General features: G+C 56.0%; 18 protein-coding genes and 1 pseudogene. 16 read left to right on the forward strand and 3 right to left on the reverse strand.

What is annotated here, in order from left to right:
- Window positions 1-4: 4 nt before the first annotated feature.
- The 5 genes from AACI_RS16550 to AACI_RS05960 all read left to right on the forward strand — a co-directional run bounded on the left by AACI_RS16550 (window position 5) and on the right by AACI_RS05960 (window position 3,763).
- The gene (locus AACI_RS16550) at window positions 5-181 is read left to right on the forward strand and encodes a hypothetical protein (RefSeq protein WP_012810572.1); all 177 of its coding nucleotides are present in this window, start codon (window positions 5-7) and stop codon (window positions 179-181) included.
- 92 nt (window positions 182-273) lie between these two features.
- Window positions 274-1,956 (forward strand): amidoligase family protein, encoded by a 1,683-nt coding sequence (locus AACI_RS05940; protein WP_012810573.1) that lies wholly within the window; start codon window positions 274-276, stop codon window positions 1,954-1,956.
- 64 nt (window positions 1,957-2,020) lie between these two features.
- Window positions 2,021-2,491, forward strand: coding sequence for a gamma-glutamylcyclotransferase family protein (locus AACI_RS05945; RefSeq protein ID WP_012810574.1), 471 nt, complete (start codon window positions 2,021-2,023; stop codon window positions 2,489-2,491).
- On the forward strand, window positions 2,469-3,302 hold the full coding sequence (locus tag AACI_RS05950) for a hypothetical protein (protein ID WP_012810575.1): 834 nt from the start codon (window positions 2,469-2,471) through the stop codon (window positions 3,300-3,302). The genes AACI_RS05945 and AACI_RS05950 overlap by 23 nt, the downstream gene beginning before the upstream one ends.
- A gap of 212 nt (window positions 3,303-3,514) precedes the next feature.
- Window positions 3,515-3,763, forward strand: a complete 249-nt coding sequence (locus tag AACI_RS05960) for an AbrB/MazE/SpoVT family DNA-binding domain-containing protein (RefSeq protein ID WP_012810577.1) — start codon at window positions 3,515-3,517, stop codon at window positions 3,761-3,763.
- 29 nt (window positions 3,764-3,792) lie between these two features.
- Here AACI_RS05960 and AACI_RS05965 read toward each other — a convergent pair whose 3' ends face one another.
- Both AACI_RS05965 and AACI_RS05970 read right to left on the reverse strand, forming a co-directional pair.
- Window positions 3,793-4,197, reverse strand: coding sequence for a PIN domain-containing protein (locus AACI_RS05965; protein ID WP_012810578.1), 405 nt, complete (start codon window positions 4,195-4,197; stop codon window positions 3,793-3,795).
- Complete coding sequence (locus tag AACI_RS05970) at window positions 4,197-4,487, reverse strand: AbrB/MazE/SpoVT family DNA-binding domain-containing protein (RefSeq protein ID WP_012810579.1); 291 nt, start codon at window positions 4,485-4,487, stop codon at window positions 4,197-4,199. Before AACI_RS05970 ends, AACI_RS05965 begins: the two co-directional genes overlap by 1 nt.
- Window positions 4,488-5,185: 698 nt before the next feature.
- On the opposite strand from AACI_RS05970, the gene AACI_RS17275 reads away from it, so the two are divergent.
- From AACI_RS17275 to AACI_RS16925, 5 genes and pseudogenes are all read left to right on the forward strand, one after another.
- Window positions 5,186-5,368, forward strand: a complete 183-nt coding sequence (locus AACI_RS17275) for a hypothetical protein (RefSeq protein WP_394295655.1) — start codon at window positions 5,186-5,188, stop codon at window positions 5,366-5,368.
- A gap of 147 nt (window positions 5,369-5,515) precedes the next feature.
- Window positions 5,516-6,667 (forward strand): acyl-CoA dehydrogenase family protein, encoded by a 1,152-nt coding sequence (locus AACI_RS05980; RefSeq protein ID WP_012810581.1) that lies wholly within the window; start codon window positions 5,516-5,518, stop codon window positions 6,665-6,667.
- A gap of 15 nt (window positions 6,668-6,682) precedes the next feature.
- Window positions 6,683-7,498, forward strand: coding sequence for a 1,4-dihydroxy-2-naphthoyl-CoA synthase (menB, locus tag AACI_RS05985; protein ID WP_012810582.1), 816 nt, complete (start codon window positions 6,683-6,685; stop codon window positions 7,496-7,498).
- Window positions 7,499-7,518: 20 nt separating this feature from the next.
- Window positions 7,519-8,271, forward strand: a complete 753-nt coding sequence (locus tag AACI_RS05990; protein ID WP_012810583.1) for an SDR family NAD(P)-dependent oxidoreductase — start codon at window positions 7,519-7,521, stop codon at window positions 8,269-8,271.
- A 27-nt stretch (window positions 8,272-8,298) separates the two neighbouring features.
- Window positions 8,299-9,528, forward strand: a pseudogene (locus AACI_RS16925) (AMP-binding protein); the annotation flags it as partial.
- Between the two features lie 301 nt (window positions 9,529-9,829).
- Here the strand turns inward: AACI_RS16925 and AACI_RS05995 are convergent.
- Window positions 9,830-11,113, reverse strand: coding sequence for a glycosyltransferase family 87 protein (locus AACI_RS05995; RefSeq protein ID WP_012810584.1), 1,284 nt, complete (start codon window positions 11,111-11,113; stop codon window positions 9,830-9,832).
- Between the two features lie 285 nt (window positions 11,114-11,398).
- Between AACI_RS05995 and AACI_RS06000 the strand changes: the two genes are divergently transcribed.
- From AACI_RS06000 to AACI_RS06025, 6 genes are all read left to right on the forward strand, one after another.
- Entirely contained in the window at window positions 11,399-12,400 is a 1,002-nt protein-coding gene (locus tag AACI_RS06000) for a LacI family DNA-binding transcriptional regulator (RefSeq protein ID WP_012810585.1), read from the forward strand.
- 198 nt (window positions 12,401-12,598) lie between these two features.
- Window positions 12,599-13,939 (forward strand): ABC transporter substrate-binding protein, encoded by a 1,341-nt coding sequence (locus AACI_RS06005; RefSeq protein ID WP_012810586.1) that lies wholly within the window; start codon window positions 12,599-12,601, stop codon window positions 13,937-13,939.
- Window positions 13,940-14,017: 78 nt separating this feature from the next.
- Window positions 14,018-14,965, forward strand: a complete 948-nt coding sequence (locus tag AACI_RS06010; protein ID WP_012810587.1) for a carbohydrate ABC transporter permease — start codon at window positions 14,018-14,020, stop codon at window positions 14,963-14,965.
- Window positions 14,958-15,785, forward strand: coding sequence for a carbohydrate ABC transporter permease (locus AACI_RS06015; RefSeq protein WP_012810588.1), 828 nt, complete (start codon window positions 14,958-14,960; stop codon window positions 15,783-15,785). The genes AACI_RS06010 and AACI_RS06015 overlap by 8 nt, the downstream gene beginning before the upstream one ends.
- Window positions 15,786-15,812: 27 nt before the next feature.
- Window positions 15,813-18,944: a glycoside hydrolase family 2 TIM barrel-domain containing protein gene (locus AACI_RS06020; RefSeq protein ID WP_394295645.1), complete on the forward strand. Its 3,132-nt coding sequence runs from the start codon at window positions 15,813-15,815 to the stop codon at window positions 18,942-18,944.
- Window positions 18,945-19,089: 145 nt separating this feature from the next.
- Entirely contained in the window at window positions 19,090-19,656 is a 567-nt protein-coding gene (locus tag AACI_RS06025; RefSeq protein WP_012810590.1) for an anthranilate synthase component II, read from the forward strand.
- The last annotated feature ends 21 nt before the right edge of the window (window positions 19,657-19,677 follow it).

The following is a 19,677-nucleotide window of genomic DNA, read 5'->3' on the forward strand; positions in this document are numbered from 1 at the left end:
GCACATGTCGAATCATTGGATCATCCCTTTTTCAGCAGCCGAGGTCCGCACAGTGCATGTCGGTGATCGTGTCGTTTTGGAAGTCCGAGATATCACAGAGGAAATTGAAAAGCGGGTGGAAGAAGAAAGAATGAGGCTCCGAGAGTTCTATGAGCGATTGAAATCGAATACACCTCGCTGATACTCATGGGTTTGAGCGAATGCTTCAGAAGCAAGACGGCAGCGGCCGCTTTGCCTTCCACCCCTCCTTGATCTGAAGGAGGGGATTTTTTTATGACCACCTGCGCCGTTTGCTCCAAGCAGTTGACCAACCCGCGCTCTGTCGCGCGCGGCACTGGCCCTGTCTGCGCCAAGCACGTGGCCGAGTTCATCGCCGCCATCTCCGCACAGACCGCCGAACGCATTCGGCAGTCCTGGGCGCGGCGTCGCGACGAGATGGTCGGTGTGAACGAGATGGCGATCGCCAACGCCAAGGCGCGCTTCCTTGCACGCATTCGCAGGCAGTATACCGTGCCAACGTACAGTGGCATGATCGCCGATCAGTTTTCGCGCACCCGACAGCAGGAAGAAGTTCTCGAATTCCATCAGTTTGCCGACGCGGCGGTCCAGGTGCACTCCGAATCGGGGCGCGAGTATGTGTTGACCACCGATCGAACGGGCGCGGTCGCCGTTGCGTGCTCCTGTCCGGATTGCCAGCACCGACACCGCGTCTGCCGGCATATGGAGGGCTACAACCGCTTCGCCGCAGAACGCCGCATGGCCGAACAGTCCGAGGCCGAGCGCCAGCGTGTCGCGGAGGCGATGCGTGCGCAGTCGGCCGCAGAGGCGCCGTTGGAGACCGCGAACCGCGTTTCGGTTGCTCCTACGGTCCTCACGCACATCACGGACGCCGAGGTCGCTTGGGACAACGAGCGTGACCGTGCACTCTATGTTTGGCATGAACGTCATCGCCATGACGGCGTGTACATGAGTCAGGATGATGCAAAGTGGCAAACCTTTCGGGAACAAGCTCGGACGCTTGAGGGACTTGGTGAGTACGAGACAGAAAACGTCCTTGATGGTTCGGATTTGACCTTCGGGATCGAGCTCGAAGTGGAGAACATTTATGGCGACGCATTAGCGCGCGAACTCTATGCTTATGGATTCTCTACAACACGCAGCCAACAGTCTTACAGCTCCCGAGTGGACGAGTACACAGGGTGGATCGTCAAGCATGACGGCAGCCTAGAAGGCGGCGGCGAGATCGTCTCGCCACCACTTCGTGACACACCAGAGACGTGGGAAGCACTCCGCAAAATCACAGACATCGCACGGCGCTTGGGCGCCACAACGGACAGGCATACCGGGCTGCACATCCATATGGGCCACTCGATTCTCGACGACCGAGGCTACAGATGGCAGCGGCTTGCCCGCTACATCTACTGGTTTGGGAACGAGTACTACAAGATGGGGGCGGCGAGCGATCGTCACCACGCCACCATGCACCGCGGATTACGTTATGCAGGACCACTTCACCTGCGCGACCTTCGTCAGTTGCGCCGCAATGATACGGCGCTCTCGGCTTCACGCAAGTTGATTGGCTACCGCTGGCACGAGGACCGTTACAAGATCATCAACACGGCCAAATTCGTTGAGCATAACGTGCCCACGGTGGAATTCCGGTATCCCAATGGCTCCTTGGATCCAATCATCATTCAGCGTCAGATTCAGTTAGCTAACGCCACGATGATGCAGGCGGCGTACCTGCGCAAACACATGCCAGGCGCTGAGCGTCTTCCGGCACTCTTCCGTGGCGATCGCTCTGATGCGCTGGCGGAAGGGTCCGAAGGGCGTTTTCGTCAGTTCCTTGATACGCTTGGGAGCGATCGTCTGCGTCGTATCGCAACGGGACTATGGGTGCGAGGCGAAGTTCCTTCGTTCTATCAAGAACAAACACATGTTGACAGTAGAGGATGATAGAAGTATACTCGACTCAAATCAAGATGACATTGCTATGCGAGGAAAAAGGAGGGCGGTGCGGATGATCTACTTTGCTTATGGAAGTTGCATGAATGTGCGCGACTTCCGTCGCACTTGTCCGACCGCCCGCATGATTTGTGAGGACGCAATCCTGTTCGGGCATCGATTGGCATTCAACGGCCATTCGACGCATCGAAACGGCGGTGTGGCGAACATCGTTCCGGCGCGAGGGCACACGGTTCACGGCGTGCTGTGGTACGTGCCGGATCGCGAGGTCAAGCGCCTCGACCGCCGCGAAGGTGCGCCGTATGTCTATCGCCACTTGCTTGTGCTCGTTCGTTGTGGCGGAGAGTGGGAAGAGGCTGAAACGTATTTTCTAGCCCATCCACTCCCGTATGAGGTCGCCCCGAGTGACGAGTACGCGCGGCTGATTCTCGATGGGATCGTCAATCAAACCTATCGACGGAAAGTCAAACAGCACATTGAGCGTCTGAAGGAGGAGAACGCGCATGGAACAGCAGTTACGGCCTGAAACGGAAGCCCTCATGCAACGGATCACGGACGGCACCTTTGACACCGCTTGGCGGGCCAAGTTCTGGACGCCACTCAAGGAAGACGAGGCTCCCACGAAGGAGTATCTGGTAAAGTTTCTCGACCGCGAGGCCGCGGAGACGCATTGTCCTGTGGGGATCCTGACCTATGTCATGGACTATCCATTTTTCGACACGGACGACGAGATCACGAAGGCCCTCATGCGCTTGGAGATCGTCAAGCCGCTGCATCACGACATGACAATGGTGGGTGTCCGGTCGAAGATCGTGTACGGGCCAGTGTTGATTCTCGACAATACCCAACCGCCGCCGTGGGCAGCCCCCGATGAGGCGGAGGAATACGAGGAGATGGAGTGGAGCGACGAGGATCCTGAGGATCCTGTCGAGTGGAACATCTTCAACGACCGGACGCTGATCCAGTCCTTAGTTAAAAACGGAGCGCTCGCCGTGATGGAGCGCGCGGACGTGTTCGTCCTGCGCGGTGACGCGGCGCTGCGAAAGGCGGCGCAGGGGCACTGCGGGAGCTGCCGATACTTCGTGCGCGATGAGCGCGGCGGTCTGTGCACGGCATACTACCAACGCACTGGTGAGAACGCGCCGATCGGGCGCTCGTGCACGGACTTCTATCCGCGCCCCGAGACCGAAAAGCCACCGAAGGATCGGTACGTGCTGTTGGAGGCCGATGACATTTACATTCCGCCGTACACGGCAAATGCGCTGTTCGAGGACAATGGTGAGGAGAGCGATTGGCTCAAGGAGCTGAAGCAGGAGATCCGCGACAAACTGAGGTGAGCAGTCATGTTCCACCACTATCATTCCTACGCACACTATTCGTATCATCCGCTGCTCCATGAGTTCGGGCGCTCGGTAGTGCATGGCTTCGGCTGGGGCATCGGGTGGCAGTTAGCGCGGCATTTGCCGTTTGCGCTATTGCTTCTCATTGTTGTCGTGATAGGTGTAGGATGGGTGATGATGAGACGACGGTACTGAGGAGGAAAAGTCGAATGATTGCGACAGGATACGTGCGTAAAGTCGACAGGTTGGGGCGGCTTGTGGTGCCGAATCGGATTCGCAGCGACCTCCATCTTGCCAAAGAAGATCCTGTGGAGATTTACGTCGAAGCCGATAGCATCGTGCTTACGAAGTACGAACCCAAGTGCGTGTTCTGCGGGGAGAAGGCCGAGAAGGTCTTTCACGAGCGAGCTGTCTGCGGGACGTGCTTGGAGGAGTTGAAGACGAGGAGTAAGAGATGAGGCCCGCGCGGTTGCGGGCCTTTTGGCTGTCAGGGAGCTTCATATGAAGCTCCGATTTTTCTAAAGTCCTTGGAATTCCAAGTCAACACAACGTCGCCCGTAAGTTTCACTTTTGCACCAAGATAGGCATCTGCGAAATCGACATGGGTTTCCTCGTAATCAGACAGGGCTGTCAGGATAACTTCGAACTCTTCGAGTTCTACGCCCTTCAGTCCACAGAAGGCGCGTAATGCTCTCGCAACGTCCTTTCGAGAAAAGCCTAACGTTCCCTCCAGCACGTAAACAGCCTCTGCAACGACAATGGAGGGAACGACAAGCTCAAAGTCGCCTTGTGCGGCTTGGTGGAGAATCGGAAGGAGACGATGAGCCATATCAGGGGGCTGGCCTGTGACTGCGCGAATGATGATGTTCGTGTCGACCCATTTTCGCACCATCAGTTTTGATCATCCTCGTCATCCGCTCGATCAACTTGGAGGTAACGCTGAGAACGAAGCAATCGAGCCTTACGACGGATTTCCTGAAAATCATCGAGATTTTGTTCGGTGCGAAGAATGCCGATAACCGTCTCCGGTTCATACGACGGAAGTCCGGAGATGAAAACCTTGCCGTCGTTTGATACCTGGAACACGACGCGGTCACCCTCGCGCAGATTCAACGCGCGGCGAATCTCCGCGGGAAGCGTGATCTGCCCCTTGGGAGAAATTTTAGCAACCGACGCGACCATGAAATTGGCCTCCCTTCGTTCAGAGTCAATAATACAATGCATCTCGCGTAGTGTAAAGAATGATATTATTTTCTTTACCTATTGCATCATATGCGATCCCGGGGGACTTTATACATGGTAAAGGCCCGTGACGAGCAGGCCTATCAGATGCCCCTCAAGCCACTTCAGATGTTCCTGGCACAAGCGAGCGGTGAACCAAAGCTGCTCCTTGGAATATGGGAGTATGTGTATACTGAAATCGACGGAGTATTATCAACTCCATAAATGGCGATGCCCCGAGGACCTTAGACGTCGAGTAACAAGAGAGTTACAATTCGATTGTCCGTTTAGGGGTGTTTCCTGAAATCTCTAGGAGTAAAATGCCTGTAATCGTGCGCCTCTGTGGCTCCTTGAAGTGTAGTGAAGTTCTAATCATAGTCCACCTGGGCCCACCACATAAGGGATAAGAACCGTCGAAACACTTCGCTGGCAGAGAAGGTTTCGACGGTTCTTTATCTTCAGCAGCAACAACAGAGTTATAACTCCTGGGCGAAAGTCAAAGAACGCCGCAGGTGCAACCCGTCGTGAAGAGCTAAAAATTTGGAGTCTGCAAGCATGAACTCGGTAACTGCGGGTGCTTCAAACCGAACGAGGGGAGTAATTGCCGTCTTGGCCAAACGGTTCCCAGCTTGTTTTTTGCGTCCATCCACGATTTGCTGATGACAGGAGTCCATCACGATTTGAAAGCGCATGATCCCGATCTGGTCGACGCACCTCTTCCTGTCGAACAATCGTTCTGTGCCTTTCGAGATTTCTGCCATCGGTATCGAGATGACATCGTCACCATTCTACAGACCCGAATTGTCCAAATCCGCGACGTTCCTCACGCAATCCTGCCGTGAAATGTCTCGTGCCCCTCGCTGTCATCCTCATGTGCCTTGTTCTCCATTCATAGCTATCTAGAGAAAGAAACCGACTGTGTGATATTGCCATTTGTTTTCACAGCAACGCGCTGTCCTCATAAGCTGCCGTTGCCGGGGGGTGAAGCGGTGGACTTTACGTTCTCCGAGGAGCAAGCGCAATGGCGCGAGGTTCTGCGGGACTTCGCGCGGCACGAACTGGCGCCGAAATACGCTCATTGGGACCGAACCGGTGCATTTCCGCGGGATTTGTGGCGGGCCATGGGCCGGCTGGGGCTGACGGGGCTTCGGGTGTCGCCGAGCTACGGCGGCAGTGGCGCGGACTGTTTGACCACCGGAATCGCTGCAGAAGAGATCGCCCGCGGGGACTTCAACGCCGCGTATGCCGTCGTGCTGAACGCGCTCTTGGCCGAGGTCCTCGAAGCGCATGCGTCGGAGGTGGTGAAGCGCGAGTGGCTCGCCCCCATGGCCGCCGGCGAGCGTCTCATCGCCATTGCCATCACGGAGCCGGGTGCCGGATCGGACGTCGCCCAAATCGCCGCGCGCGCGGAGCGGGATGGCGATCGATACGTCCTCACGGGCGAGAAGTCGGGCATCTCGCTGGCGTCCGTCGCGGATGCGTTTGTCGTGTTCGCGAAGACGCAGATGGACGCGGGTGCGCGAGGCGTGAGCGCCTTTCTGGTCCCGAGGGAGGCGCCGGGCGTGTCGGTACATCGCTACGAGGACCTGGGCAACGTGGCCATTGGCCGCGGATCGGTGTTTTTCGAGCGCGTGGAGGTGCCCGTTGACCACCGCATCGGCGAAGAAAATCGCGCCTTTTACCAACTGATGCGGGGCTTCGATCTGAGCCGCGTGCTCATCTGCCTGCAGTGCCTCGGTGCTGCCATGCAGTCGCTCGATGAGACGGCGGATCACGTGAGGCGCAGGCGCGCGTTCGGGCGCCCGCTCGCCCAGTTTCAGGGCGTCGCGTTTCCGCTGGTGGAGTATCACACCCAGATCGAGATGATCCGCTGGTTCAGCTATCGGGCGCTCTGGCTGCGCGATCGCGGCCTTCCCCACACGAAGGAGGCGTCGATGTGCAAGTGGCTCGGCCCGCAGGTCGCGGCGCAGGCCATCCACGAGTGCATCCTCCTTCACGGCCACTACGGTTACACGAAGGACCTGCCGCTCGAGCAGCGGCTGCGCGACGTGATCGGCCTGGAGATCGGCGATGGGACGGCGCAGACGCAGAAGATCGTCATTGCGCGAGAGTGGCTGGGTAAGGCGTACAAACCGTGCTGAGCAGGGGGCGGTAGCGTGTCGTACACGGATATTCTCTACGAGAAGCGAGACGGGATCGCGAAAGTCACCATCAATCGGCCGGAGGTCTTGAACGCGTTTCGGTCGCTCACCGTGCGCGAGATGATCGACGCGTTCCGGGACGCGTGGGACGATCCGACCGTCGGGGTCGTGGTCCTGACGGGGGCGGGCGATCGCGCCTTTTGCACGGGCGGCGATCAGAAGGATCGCGACAGCGAAGGGTACACGGGTACGGGGGGCGATCTGGAGGAGGGCATTGGGCTCGAGATTGAGACGCTGCACGGGCTCATCCGGAGCATCCCGAAACCTGTGATCGCGGCCGTGAACGGGTACGCGATTGGCGGGGGGCACGTGCTGCACGTCCTGTGCGATTTGAGCATCGCGTCGGATCGCGCCAAGTTCGGCCAGGTGGGGCCGAAGGTGGGCAGCTTTGACGCGGGCTATGGAACCGCTTACCTCGCGCGCGTGGTGGGCGAGAAGAAGGCGCGAGAGCTGTGGTTTTTGTGTGAGCAATACACGGCAGAGGAGGCGCTCGCGATGGGCCTCGTCAACAAGGTGGTTCCGCACGAGCGGTTGATGGACGAGGTCGAGATCTGGTGCCAGAAGATCCTCGACAAGAGCCCCACGGCGCTCAAATTCCTCAAATATTCGTTCAACGCGGACTCGGCGCATATCGAGGGCATCACGCGCCTGTCCATGGCATCCCTCGCGATGTACTACCGCTCCGACGAAGCGCTCGAAGGGCTTCAGGCGTTCAAAGAAAAGCGGAAACCGGACTTTCGCAAGTTCCGGCGCCGTAATCGGTGGTCGTGATCGCCAGGGGAGGGGATGGGATGAAGCTGGAAGATAGGGTCGCCATCGTGACGGGAGGCGCGCGGGGAATCGGGCGGGCCATCTGCGAGCGCTTCGCGGCGGAGGGGGCTCGTGTGGCCGTGGTCGATCTCGACCTGGACGGCGCTTGCGAGACGAGCGAGCGCCTCTGCGGGGTGGGAGCGGAGGCGGTGGCGGTGCGCGCAGATGTCACGCGGCGAGACGAGGTCCAGGCGATGGTCGGGAAGGTGATGGAGCAGTTTGGCCGGATCGACATCCTGGTGAACAACGCCGGCTGGGACCGCATCGAACTCTTCCTCGACAGTCAGGAGGAGACATGGGAGAAGATCCTCGCCATCAATCTGAAAAGCGTCCTGTACACGTGTCACGAGGTGTTGCCGCACATGGTGGCCCGCTCGTACGGCAAGGTCGTGAACATCGGCTCCGACGCGGCTCGGGTGGGATCCACGGGGGAGGCGGTGTACGCCGCGGCGAAAGGCGGCGTGATCGCGTTTTCGAAGGCGATTGCGCGGGAAATGGCGAAACACCGCATCAACGTGAACGTGGTGTGTCCGGGGCCGGCCAGGACGCCTCTGTTTCAGGAGATCGCCGGACAGAACGACAAGCTTGCGAGTGCGCTGGAGCGGGCCATACCGTTTCGACGGCTCGCCGAACCCGAGGAAATTGCGAGCGCCGTGGCCTTCTTGGCCTCCGACGATGCCGCATTCATCACGGGACAGACGCTGAGCGTGTCGGGCGGCCTGACGATGGCGTAGGGCCCTGCGGCGAAGGGGGAGTGCACGATGAACGACAGATGGGAGGCAAGCGTCCATCGGGTCGTGTCGCGGGATGACGTGTGGCTCAAGCGCCGACACATCGAGGAGCACCTGCGCGCAGGCCGCTGGACCGAGGAGACGTTCCTGGATCTTTTATCTCTGCACGCAGCGCAAAAACCTGATGCACCGGCCGTGATCGACGAGGACGGAACCGTCACGACGTACGGCGAGCTCGAGAAGGCGTCGGACCAGTTCGCCCTCGGTCTTCGAGCGATGGGGGTGTGCCCGGGCGATCGCGTCGCGCTGCAATTGCCGAACACGCACGAGTTCCTGGTGGCCCTCATGGGGACGGCGAAAGCGGGCGCGATTGCCGTCCTCTGCCACATGCCGTACACGGAGCACGATCTCGCCTACGTCCTCCAGCTGACAGAGCCGAAGGTGGCCGTCGTGATGGCCACCTTCCGCAACCGGGACTGCCTCGCGCCGATGCGCCGCGCCGCCGCGAACGCTGGGTGCGCGCTTGCGCTCGTCGCCGTGCCGCAAGCCCCCGATGAGGACGCCGTTTCCTACGCCGACCTGTTGCAGTTCGCCGCGGAGGAAACAGGTGACTCGCTCAATGACACGCGCCCGGTCGCTGTCGATCCTTTTTTCATCATGTTCACCTCCGGCACCACGGGACGGCCTAAGGCGGAGCTTCACCTGCACGCCAACAACCTGTACTGGATCCGGCAACTGAACGAGACCGCGCGGTTTGAACCGGCGGCGAAGTGGCTCATCGTGACGCCCATCGCGCATCTCACGGGGCTCGGCATCGGGTGCCTCGGCGCTCTGTATCGCGGCGCGCCGGTGGCACTCTTGTCCCACTGGGATGTCCAGCGCGCCGTGTCCGTCATGCGGAGGGAACAGCCCGCCTATCTACTCGGGGCCACGCCCATGCTCGTCGATCTCGCTCGGGCGGACGACCTCACCGCTTCGTCGGTTCCGTCTCTCCGTGGCATCGTCTATGCGGGCGCGACGTGTCCCGCGGAGATTTTGAAGTCGCTCAGCACCAAACTCGGCGCCGACATCTTTGCCTGCTATGGCTACACCGAGGGGGGCGTCACGCACATCACGCGCCCTGGGGACGGGATCGACGTCACAAGCGTGTCCTTCGGGAAGCGGTTGGACGGACTCGAAGATCAGGTGGTGGATGAGCGCGGGCAGAGGCTCGAACCTCCTTGTGAAGGAGAACTCTGGGTGCGCGGTGCGAACATGATCCCCGGCTATTATCGGCAGCCGGAAAACACGCGCCGCATGCTTTATCGTGCCGAAGCATTCGGGCGACGTGCTGACGCTGGAGGAGATTCAGGCGTTCTTGCGCGATCGCGGCGTGAGCAAGTCCCACTGGCCGGAGGCGGTGCAGATGATCGAGAGCTTTCCCATGACGAGCACGGGCAAGTTCCAGCGCTTCGCGTTGCGCGAGCTCGCAGCGCGACTTCACTCGGGGGCGGGCGGACGGGGAGAGGATCCCCGGCCGTGATGTTCACAGGCGCGATCAGGCGCCAGGAAGACGCATGCCTCATCCGATTGCGGCTTTCCGAAACGTTTGCGATGGGCGCTCCCGGGCCATCGCCAGCAGTACGGCGAGAAGGGACGCAAGTGAAACGAACATCTGGATGTGAATCCAGTACAACGAAGGCAAGAGGCGCGTCGCATGGTTCACCAGGAACGTGACGGGTAGCGTCTGCAGGCCATATGCCGTCGCGAGTAGCGCCGCGTACGTCCGGCGCGACGACGTGCGAGGGTGCCGCCGGATGAGATGGAGCGACGCCATGAGCGCTGGCAGCGTGAGCACCATGTGCGGCTGTTCCACAAGCGGTGAGACAGCCACGGGTAGAAGCGCGCTCAGGCCGATGCGGATGGATTCAGACGTCCATGGTGTACGCCTCATCATGGTTCCGATGACGAACAACATGGCGACAGCGTAGATGTCAAACAGGACGCTCAACCACAGAGGAGGCGAGCCGGGCTGCCCCTTGTCCCACAGGAGTTCGAGCACGCCAAGGAGCGACTGGTTGTACGGGGCTGGGCCATTCGCCATACTCTGTCGCCCAAACTGAAGAAAGTGCGTGGCGTACGCCGCGGTGCTTTCCCAGCCCAGGAAGAGAAACGACGAGGCGAGACCCGCGGACAGGAACAGGAGCGACCGCGCCACCACGTTCCATCGCCCCTGGATGGCCAGGGCGAGCAAAATGGCGAGCGGTGTCACCTTGATCAACACGGCGGCGGCCAAGGCGATGGCGCCCAGAGCCGGCCTGTCCAATCGGTAGATGGCGTAAAAAGCGAGAGCGAGGAGCGCAAACAGGATGGTGTTCACGTTGCCGACGGCAAAGTCCAGTTGAAAGGGCGTCAGCGTCAACGTGGCCGCGACGGCGAGGAAGAGGTGTCCTCGCTGGATTCGCGGCCACAGCGTCTTCATCGTCCAGTAGACGCCGAACATCCCCGCCGCAATCGACAGCATTCGCCACAAGGCGAGCGACACGCCGAACGGGAACAGACCCAGCCAGGCGAACATCCACGCGAACTGGGGCGGGTACACGTAATGATTATGCGGATCGATCGGGTAACCGTGCGCCATCAAGAACGCGCGTTCCGCCGCCGGATCGTACAGATGGCGCCAGTCCGTCTGTCCTGACAGCACGTGCAAGAATGCGTTGTAGAAGAAGGCGTAGTCGTAGCCGAGGAAATGGAGTCGACCCAGTCCTTGCCATTCCTTCACGACGCAAATGCCGATCACGATAAAGGCCATCGCAATGACGAAAGGCCGGATCGCGTATCGGCCCGTGCGCCCGTGTACGTCCAACCTTGGTTTCCTCCCTGTATTCCGAAGTTCACGATGACAGCGTACCACATGATCAATCAAAATCCGCTTAGAGGGTGGAGAGATTGTGGTAGCTGTCGTGATAGACTGGCGTCGGGACGGTGGCGTTCATGAGCGCGGCGTCTTTCTGAAGATGTCTTGTTGATCGACACACAGATCTTCTAAAATGAAACTGATGTATAACAACGCAAAGGGCGATCGCGCCCATGATGGCCTCGAGGCATCATCGAAGCTTGGGGCGTGATCGCGAGACTCGGGGGGAATGACATGGCCACACGGGTGGATGTGGCGCGAAGGGCAGGCGTTTCGCCGACCACGGTGTCGCGGGTCCTGAATGAAAACGGATACGTTGCAGCGGACGTCCGCGAGCGCGTGCTCCAAGCTATCAAGGAATTGAATTACGTGCCCAATCGCATGGCGCGGAGCCTGAAGATGAAGCGGTGCGGGCAGTTCACCTGCATCATTTCCTCGTTGAGCAACCCTTTCTATCACGAGGTGCTTCTCGGCATTGAGCGCGCCGCTTTGGAGCGCGGTTACACGTTTTCGCTGTACAACGTCACGCGGGATCGCGAGGCTTACATGAAGCTCATTTTGGAGGGCTTTTACGACGGCCTCATGGTGCTGACCCCCTACGAGGTCATGAACGTGGTTGACCTGAAGGAGTTGTCGCGCAAAATCCCAATTTGCATCTATAAAGATCGCAGCTCCGATTTTGGGCTGCCTCACGTGCACGTGGATCTGTATCGGGCCATGCGGCGGAACGTCGAATACCTGATTGAGCTGGGGCACCGCGACATCGTCTTCCTCGGCGAATACGACGATCATGAGGAGAATCCGCGGTACGCGGGTTATCTCGATGCGATGCGCGATCATGGCCTCGTGGCCGGCGATCCGTTGGTTCAACTGGTCCCGTACCTGCGCGACACCATGTCGGCGGGTTACGAGCGCACGGCGTCCATGCTGGATCAGGGTATTCCGTTCACCGCGATTGCCGCCTCCAACGACCTGTTGGCGCTCGGCGCCATTCGGGCCCTCGCGGAGCGCGGCGTTCGTGTACCTCAAGATGTCTCCGTGATTGGCATCGACGACGTGGAACTCGCGCGCATGTCCACGCCGGCCCTGACCACGGCGCGGATTCCGAAGGCGGATGTGGGCGCGAAACTGGTTCAGCTGCTCTTGGATCAGGTGGAAGGCGTGGCGTCCGGGCCTCGAAGCGTCGAACTGCAGACGGAGCTCATCGTCCGGGAGTCGACGGGTTCGAGGTGTTAGTATGCTTAAACCGTGGAGGGGATTCTTGCGCCCTCCACGGTTTATTTGCCGAAAAGATTGGGTATTGACTTTCAACTTTATACTTACCTATACTGTCAGTAAGTAACCGTTTTCAAGAGGGAGGGAACAAGTCGGAATATATCTTGATGGCGGGTTTTGTCAATGTGGTCTCGAGTACACATGTGAGGGGGACATAAAATGCGCGCGAAGAAGATTAGATATGCGACAATGGCTGCATCTGTAGCGATGGCGGGAATCATGGCTTCCGGCTGCGGGACAAGTACCGCATCAAGGACCGGCACTGCGCCGACCCAACAGGAAAGCGCTTCGACTCACCAGCCCGTGACGATTACGGTGGCCTCCTGGAACGATGCTGCAGACTCCTTGAGGGCAGAGATCCCAGGATTCGAAAAAAAATACCCATGGATTAAAGTGAACGTGGAATATGTGGATGGGACGTATCAGAAGGTGATCCCAGAACTTGTTGCCGGAGACGCACCTGATATCATCCAGGTTCAGCAACGAGATTTTCAAACTTTCCTCCATAAGTTTCCGGGAGATTTTGTCGATTTGACTCCGTACATGAGCTCAATCAAAAATCATATAGCTCCTGTCGCGCTGGACGTAACTGTGCAAAACGGTCATATCTACGCTGCTCCGTGGGATCTGGGGCCGGCTGCGTTGTATTACCGAAAGGACCTGTTCCGCGAAGCGGGAATTAATCCAACTTCAATTAAGACCTGGTCTGATTACCTTGCTGCGGGTAAGAAGTTAGTCGCACATTTTCATGGAAAGGTTAAGATGCTAGCTGAGAACACGTCGGAGCCAAGCCAAGGCATTCAGACGACCCTCATGATCTTGGTCAATGAGCTTGGCGGAAGTTATGTGAATCAGAACGGAGATATTGATTTCTTAAACCCTCAACTCGAGAAGGCCATGAGTGTGATTCAGCAGTGGGGTAAGGCAGGGATTGTGGCGGATGCACCTACGTGGAACGACGGTATCGCTGCGTTTGCCAATGGACAGGTTGCCACGATTCTGTCGGCCGTTTGGTATGCCGGCACTATGATGAATAGTGCGCCCAAGCAAAGTGGTTTGTGGGGCATTGTTCCGCTTCCGGCATTCACGCCTGGTGGGAACAATGAAGCTGATACGGGTGGCTCTGTTTTGGCAATTACGAAAGACAGCAAGAATGTTCAGGCGGCCTGGGACTTCATTAATTACTGTTTGTATACCGTCCCGGGAGAGAATGTTCAGTTGAAATACGGTCTGTTCCCTTCGTGGGAGTCGTACTATACGGCTAAGGGTACTGACTTTGATCAGAATTTCCCTTACTTCGGAATGCCGATCTATAAGTTCTTCGCATCCGTATCGAAGCACATTCCGACTACCAACTATGGTGGCTATTTCGAGGATTACTCTCAACCGCTATCACAAGCTTACATTTCGGTATTTAAGGGCGCGAATATCGAACAAGCGCTTCAGACTGCCGAAACGAATGCCGCACGTATCTCTGGTCAACCCATTTCAAATGGATAAATATGTATATAACCAGCGGGACTTTGATGTTCCGCTGGTTCCCCATTTTTCATCAAGAGCGAACTTGAGGTGATATAAGTGTCTACTATTCAGCGAGAATCCGTCGTCACAGAGAGAGGAACTCGCTCGCTAACGCAGCTATTGCGTTTTCTGCGGCAACCTGGCGTTCCTTTGTGGATACCTTATGTGTTCATTACTCCCTTTTTCATCATATTTGCTGTTTTTATGCTCTATCCGATTGTCGATACTTTGGTCCTCTCCTTTGAAAACTGGTCCACTGTTCAGTCGACATGGGTTGGAATTCAAAATTATCGACTCGTGATAACAGACCCAGCGTTTTGGACTTCTCTACTGAATGACGCCTTCATTCTGCTTATTCAAGTTCCGTTTATGTTGTTCATTGCTACACTCCTAGCGGTCGCTTTGAATGCGCGCTTTCTCAAGCTGAAGTGGCTGTTCAGGCTCCTGATCTTCTTCCCGGTTCTGGTGGACGCGGTAACGTACACGATAGCATTTCAGTTAATTTTTAATCCTAGTTTCGGGATGATGAACTACCTTCTGCACCTTGTAGGGCTGCCGTCTATCAACTGGATAGGGAACTCGTGGGCTGCACGGTTGGCTATTTTTCTTGTGGTGACATGGAGATGGACTGGATATAACGCGATTATCATACTGTCCGGCCTTCAAAACATTCCTGAGGAGGTATATGAATCTGCCGTCGTCGACGGAGCAGGACGCGTGCGTACGTTCTTCCAAATCACCTTGCCTTTGCTGCGTCCGGTGATTCTCTTCTGTACGATCTTATCGACCGTTGGTACCTTACAGCTTTTCACGGAACCGTACATTCTAACAGGCGGTGGCCCCGGGAATGCAACAGAAACACCAATGTTGTATTTGTATAACATAGGATTTCAGAACTATAACTTCGGTCTCGCTTCGGCAGGAACGTACATCTTAACGACGATTATTGCCATACTCTCGTATTTTCAGATAAGAGTCTCTCGTGGGGGCGACTACAGTGCGTGAAAGCATCCCTGTCAGAGTTCTTAGTTATGTGTTTTTAGTCATTGCTGTTGTCGTGTCCATTTACCCTATTTATTGGATATACGTCGCATCAACCTTGTCTGATGGTCAGATTTTTCACTTTCCACCTGCTAATTGGTTTGGGGGTCATCTCCTGCAAAATGTGCGTATGCTCGAGTCCACAATGCCTGTGTGGAGGGACCTGGCAAATAGTATTGTAGTCTCAGGTATTACTACGATTAGCGTGGTGTTTTTCTCCGCAATGGTGGGCTTCGCGTTTGCGAAGTACCGTTTTTGGGCGAAATCTTTTCTATTCTTTGTAGTGCTAATCACTATCATGATACCTATGCAAACGACACTCATTCCTCTATTCATTATTGTGACTAAATTACACTGGGAGAATACTTACCAAGGTTTGATAGTTCCCTTTCTTGTAAATGGATTCGGTGTCTTCTTCATGAGGCAGCAAATGCAATCATTCCCCTCCGAATTGCTTGAGGCCTCGAGGATAGACGGGGCCAGCGAGTTTTATACGTTCTTTCGAATTGTAATGCCAAACATGCTGCCCTCTATGGCAGCGTTGGGCATCCTCACATTTCTACAACAATGGGGCAATTTTATCTGGCCGTTGATTGTAATTAATAGCAGAAACATGTCGACCGTTCCGCTTATGCTCGAGCAACTTGACCAACCGGGAAATGTCATACATTACGGTCCAATTTTTGCTGGAGCGGCTATCGGTCTAGTACCACTGATGATAGTCTTTGTTGCTTTGCAGAGATATTTTATATCGGGTATGTACAGTGGTTCTGTAAAGGGATGAGACCCATCCTTAACCCGCATGGAGGTAATGCGAGTGGAACAGAAATATGTCGAGAGCTTCTACCCTCCTTCGGACTATCGGTTGCCCCCTCGTGCGTTCTTCATACCGCACTCGACAGAGCGAGAAGCGCTCGCACGCGGATTCTACCGTGCGTCGACACAAGTGTTACCATTAGAAGGAAAGTGGAAGTTTCGCCTGTTTGACAATCCTCGCGCTGTGCCGACGGACGTGACTTGGATCGATTTCGACGACTCCTCATGGGAAGAAATACACGTGCCGTCGAACTGGCAGATGGAGGGCTATGGACGGCCACACTACACAAACGTGATGTACCCCTTTCCTGTTGACCCGCCCCGGGTTCCTTCGGAAAACCCGACGGGTTGTTACAGAACCAAATTTTTTCTGACACATCACGATGTAGGCAGGGTACACTTGAGGTTTGAAGGGGTCGACGGATTGTATCAAGTTTACGTGAACGGTCATGATATCGGTTTCGGATATGGTAGCCGATTGCCCTCGGAATTTGATATTACGGACTTTGTTCATGCCGGTGACAATGTACTTGTCGTGGTTGTGTGTCAGTGGTCAGCTCAGTCTTATCTTGAAGATCAGGACATGTGGTGGTTGTCTGGGATTTTTAGAGACGTATACATTCTGAAGAGACCTCAGATCTATTTATCCGATGTTCGGGTTCGAGCACTCTTGGGGACTGACGGACGGACAGGGTGTTTACATGTAGAAGTGGAGATTGGGGGAATTTTATCACGCGATAAGCCTGTTCCCTTGAGGTTTAAGCTGATTGATAGCATAGGGGATAGTGAAATCCTTGAAAACACGATGTTGTCCGATGGATTCGCGACTTACGAGGCCGAGATCCCTAACGTACGACCGTGGACAGCGGAAACGCCCAACCTGTATACGTTGCTGGTATCAATAGATCCGGATTCCTTGTACGCGGAACATGTTGCGTTACAAGTAGGATTTAGGAGAATTGAGATTGCCGATGGGCAGCTGAAGATCAATGGAGTCCCTATTGTGCTCAAAGGAGTAAACAGGCATGAGCACGACGCCCGTCTGGGCCGAGCTTTGACGCTGGATGTGATGATTCGCGATGTGCAGATGATGAAACAGAACAACATTAATGCCGTTCGTACCAGTCATTACCCTCACCATCCTGTGTTCTATGATCTGTGTGATCGCTACGGTTTGTATGTTCTAGACGAAGCTGATCTCGAGTGCCACGGCTTCGCATTGACAGGGAACTGGGACCGATTGAGTGACGACCCGCAGTTGGAACAGGCGTACGTTGATCGCCTGGAGCGGATGATCTGCCGCGACCGCAATCATGCGTGTGTAATTATGTGGTCTCTTGGTAATGAGTCTGGGTATGGTCGTAACCATAGAGCCATGGCAGAACGGGCAAGGGCCATAGACCCGACGAGACCCGTACACTACGAAGGTGAAACAAGGAGGCTGCTAGAGCTTGGTTCTGATTTACAACACGCCGTGATGGATGTGTACAGCACAATGTACACATCCGTCGATGAATTGAGCAGGCTTGGGGAATTGGAGCTTCCTAAACCACATATATTATGTGAATTTGCCCATGCGATGGGGAACGGGCCAGGTGGTCTTAAGGAGTACGTTGAGCTATTTTATCAACAGCGAAGGTTGCAGGGTGGGTTTGTATGGGAGTGGATTGATCACGGAATTCTGGCCTATACATCTGATGGCAGACCGTACTTCGCGTACGGCGGTGATTTTGGAGATGTTCCGAACGACTTAAATTTCGTTATTGACGGACTGTTATTTCCTGACCGAACTCCTTCGCCGGGGCTTTTCGAGTACAAGAAAGCAATTGAGCCGGTAAGAGTTCTTGAGTTCGATCGTTCATCAGGGATCATCAAGGTCCAGAACCGCTATGATTTTCTCTGTCTCGATTGCCTAGTAGCGGAGTGGTCGCTTCAGGATGAACAGTCAGTGTTGGCCGGTGGCATACTTGAACTAGAGCCAGTACCACCCAGGAGCATTGGACAAATAAGGGTACCATGCGCCGAAATCCTTAATCGGCACAGAGATCGGTGCTTGACTCTGACTGTAAGATTCCTTTTGCGCCACCCAACCGACTATGCGCCAGCGTTCCACGAAGTTGCGAGTTTTTGCGAGTATGTTGAACGCAGTTGCCAGAATGCAAGCATCGACATATATCGGCCGGTTACAAGATTTGAAATCGTAGAAAAGGGTAGTAGTCTATGCATCTATGACGATTCGTTCTCCGTTGAGTTCGATTTGCTACGGGGGAGGATCTCTGGGGTAGGATATCGTGGCTCACAAATCATTATGTCACCGCTCTCAATGTCGTTTTGGAGAGCGCCTACAGATAATGACGATCCACCGAATCGAGAAATGTTTTCGGTTGCCAAAGTATGGCGCGATTACGGTGTCGATCGGCTCTCAGAGTCCGTGTCAAACATAGAAATCAAAAAACATGACAACGTCGTGCGCGCTCTAGTTGAGTCGCGTGTCGCGCCTGCCGGGCTCTCCTGGGGTATGGCGTTGCAGTATGAGTACATTTTCTTACGCGGTGGGTTGGTCATGGTACGAATTTGCGGTAAACCCGAAGGAGCTTATCCTCCAACCTTGCCTCGTATAGGACTGTTAACGACCATTCACCTCGACTTCGAATACGTGAGTTGGTTTGGACGAGGACCCGGTGAGAGTTACCGCGATTCTAAGGAGTCACAACTCATTGGGAGATATAGGAGGTTGGCTGATGAACTTTATACCCCGTATGTGTATCCGCAAGAGAACGGTAATCGGACAGATGTGTATTGGATCTCGATTACAAATAAATACATGGAGGGTCTGTTCATAACAGGCCCACAACCTTTGAATTTTCAAGTGAGCAGATTCAGTGTGGAGGACCTCGAGCGCGCTCGGCATCCATATGAGTTAGAAGAAAGTCCTTGGAGATACCTCCGAATTGACTTTTCTCACCATGGGCTTGGCAGCGCGAGTTGTGGTCCTGGTCCTCTTCCTGAGCATCAATTGCGTACTGAGCCATTCGAATGGACTCTGTGCTTCGCACCCCTCGCGCGACACGAGATCGATGAGTCGATCCTCCATCAAGTGGTCACGGAAAGGTTGAAGTTCATTTAGTTTGACATGGTATTTGCTCTCCCGGCGCGGCCTTGACGCGCGCCGGGGGGCGGCGTATTGTAGACGTATCACGGCTGATGAGAGGAGAACAGCCGAGCGGAGGGGGCCGAAAGGCCCGTTGAGATGAGGGGAGCGGAGGATAGCCATGCTGTTGATGATCGACAACTTTGACTCGTTTACTTACAACCTCGTTCAATATTGTTTGGAACTAGGTGCCGACGTGGTCGTGCGCCGCAACGACGTGTCCTTGGAGGAGCTGAAGGCGTTGCGGCCGGCAGGTGTCCTGGTGTCTCCCGGCCCGTGTTCCCCGCGCGAAGCGGGTGTTTCGGTGGATGCCATTCGATACTTCGCGGGGCGCGTCCCTCTGTTGGGCGTGTGCCTGGGCCATCAGTCCCTCGGGTACGCGTACGGAGGCAAAGTCGTCCGCGCGCGCGAACCGGTTCACGGGAAAACCTCGATGATTCTCCACAACGGTTCAGACCCCTTGTTTCGCGACATCCCCTCTCCGTTTCGGGCTACGAGATATCACTCCCTGGTCGTGGATCGCGAGTCGCTTCCCGACGCGTTCGTCGTCACGGCCGAGGTGGACGGTTACATCATGGCCATGCGCCACCGGCCGACGGGCGCGGTGGGCGTGCAGTTTCACCCGGAGAGCATCCTGACCGACCACGGGAAGACCATGATCCGCAACTTTTTGGCGGACGTGGCGTGATCGCGAGACGGAGGGGATTTC

This window comes from Alicyclobacillus acidocaldarius subsp. acidocaldarius DSM 446 (genome assembly GCF_000024285.1).
Taxonomy (GTDB): domain Bacteria; phylum Bacillota; class Bacilli; order Alicyclobacillales; family Alicyclobacillaceae; genus Alicyclobacillus; species Alicyclobacillus acidocaldarius.

What these genes read in the sequence shown, in the direction of transcription:
- AACI_RS16550 (WP_012810572.1), top strand. Translation starts at nt 5, where the DNA reads ATGTCGAATCATTGGATCATCCCTTTTTCAGCAGCCGAGGTCCGCACA.
- AACI_RS05940 (WP_012810573.1), top strand. Translation starts at nt 274, where the DNA reads ATGACCACCTGCGCCGTTTGCTCCAAGCAGTTGACCAACCCGCGCTCT.
- AACI_RS05945 (WP_012810574.1), top strand. Translation starts at nt 2,021, where the DNA reads ATGATCTACTTTGCTTATGGAAGTTGCATGAATGTGCGCGACTTCCGT.
- AACI_RS05950 (WP_012810575.1), top strand. Translation starts at nt 2,469, where the DNA reads ATGGAACAGCAGTTACGGCCTGAAACGGAAGCCCTCATGCAACGGATC.
- AACI_RS05960 (WP_012810577.1), top strand. Translation starts at nt 3,515, where the DNA reads ATGATTGCGACAGGATACGTGCGTAAAGTCGACAGGTTGGGGCGGCTT.
- AACI_RS05965 (WP_012810578.1), bottom strand. Translation starts at nt 4,197, where the DNA reads ATGGTGCGAAAATGGGTCGACACGAACATCATCATTCGCGCAGTCACA.
- AACI_RS05970 (WP_012810579.1), bottom strand. Translation starts at nt 4,487, where the DNA reads ATGGTCGCGTCGGTTGCTAAAATTTCTCCCAAGGGGCAGATCACGCTT.
- AACI_RS17275 (WP_394295655.1), top strand. Translation starts at nt 5,186, where the DNA reads ATGACAGGAGTCCATCACGATTTGAAAGCGCATGATCCCGATCTGGTC.
- AACI_RS05990 (WP_012810583.1), top strand. Translation starts at nt 7,519, where the DNA reads ATGAAGCTGGAAGATAGGGTCGCCATCGTGACGGGAGGCGCGCGGGGA.
- AACI_RS06000 (WP_012810585.1), top strand. Translation starts at nt 11,399, where the DNA reads ATGGCCACACGGGTGGATGTGGCGCGAAGGGCAGGCGTTTCGCCGACC.
- AACI_RS06005 (WP_012810586.1), top strand. Translation starts at nt 12,599, where the DNA reads ATGCGCGCGAAGAAGATTAGATATGCGACAATGGCTGCATCTGTAGCG.
- AACI_RS06020 (WP_394295645.1), top strand. Translation starts at nt 15,813, where the DNA reads ATGCGAGTGGAACAGAAATATGTCGAGAGCTTCTACCCTCCTTCGGAC.
- AACI_RS06025 (WP_012810590.1), top strand. Translation starts at nt 19,090, where the DNA reads ATGCTGTTGATGATCGACAACTTTGACTCGTTTACTTACAACCTCGTT.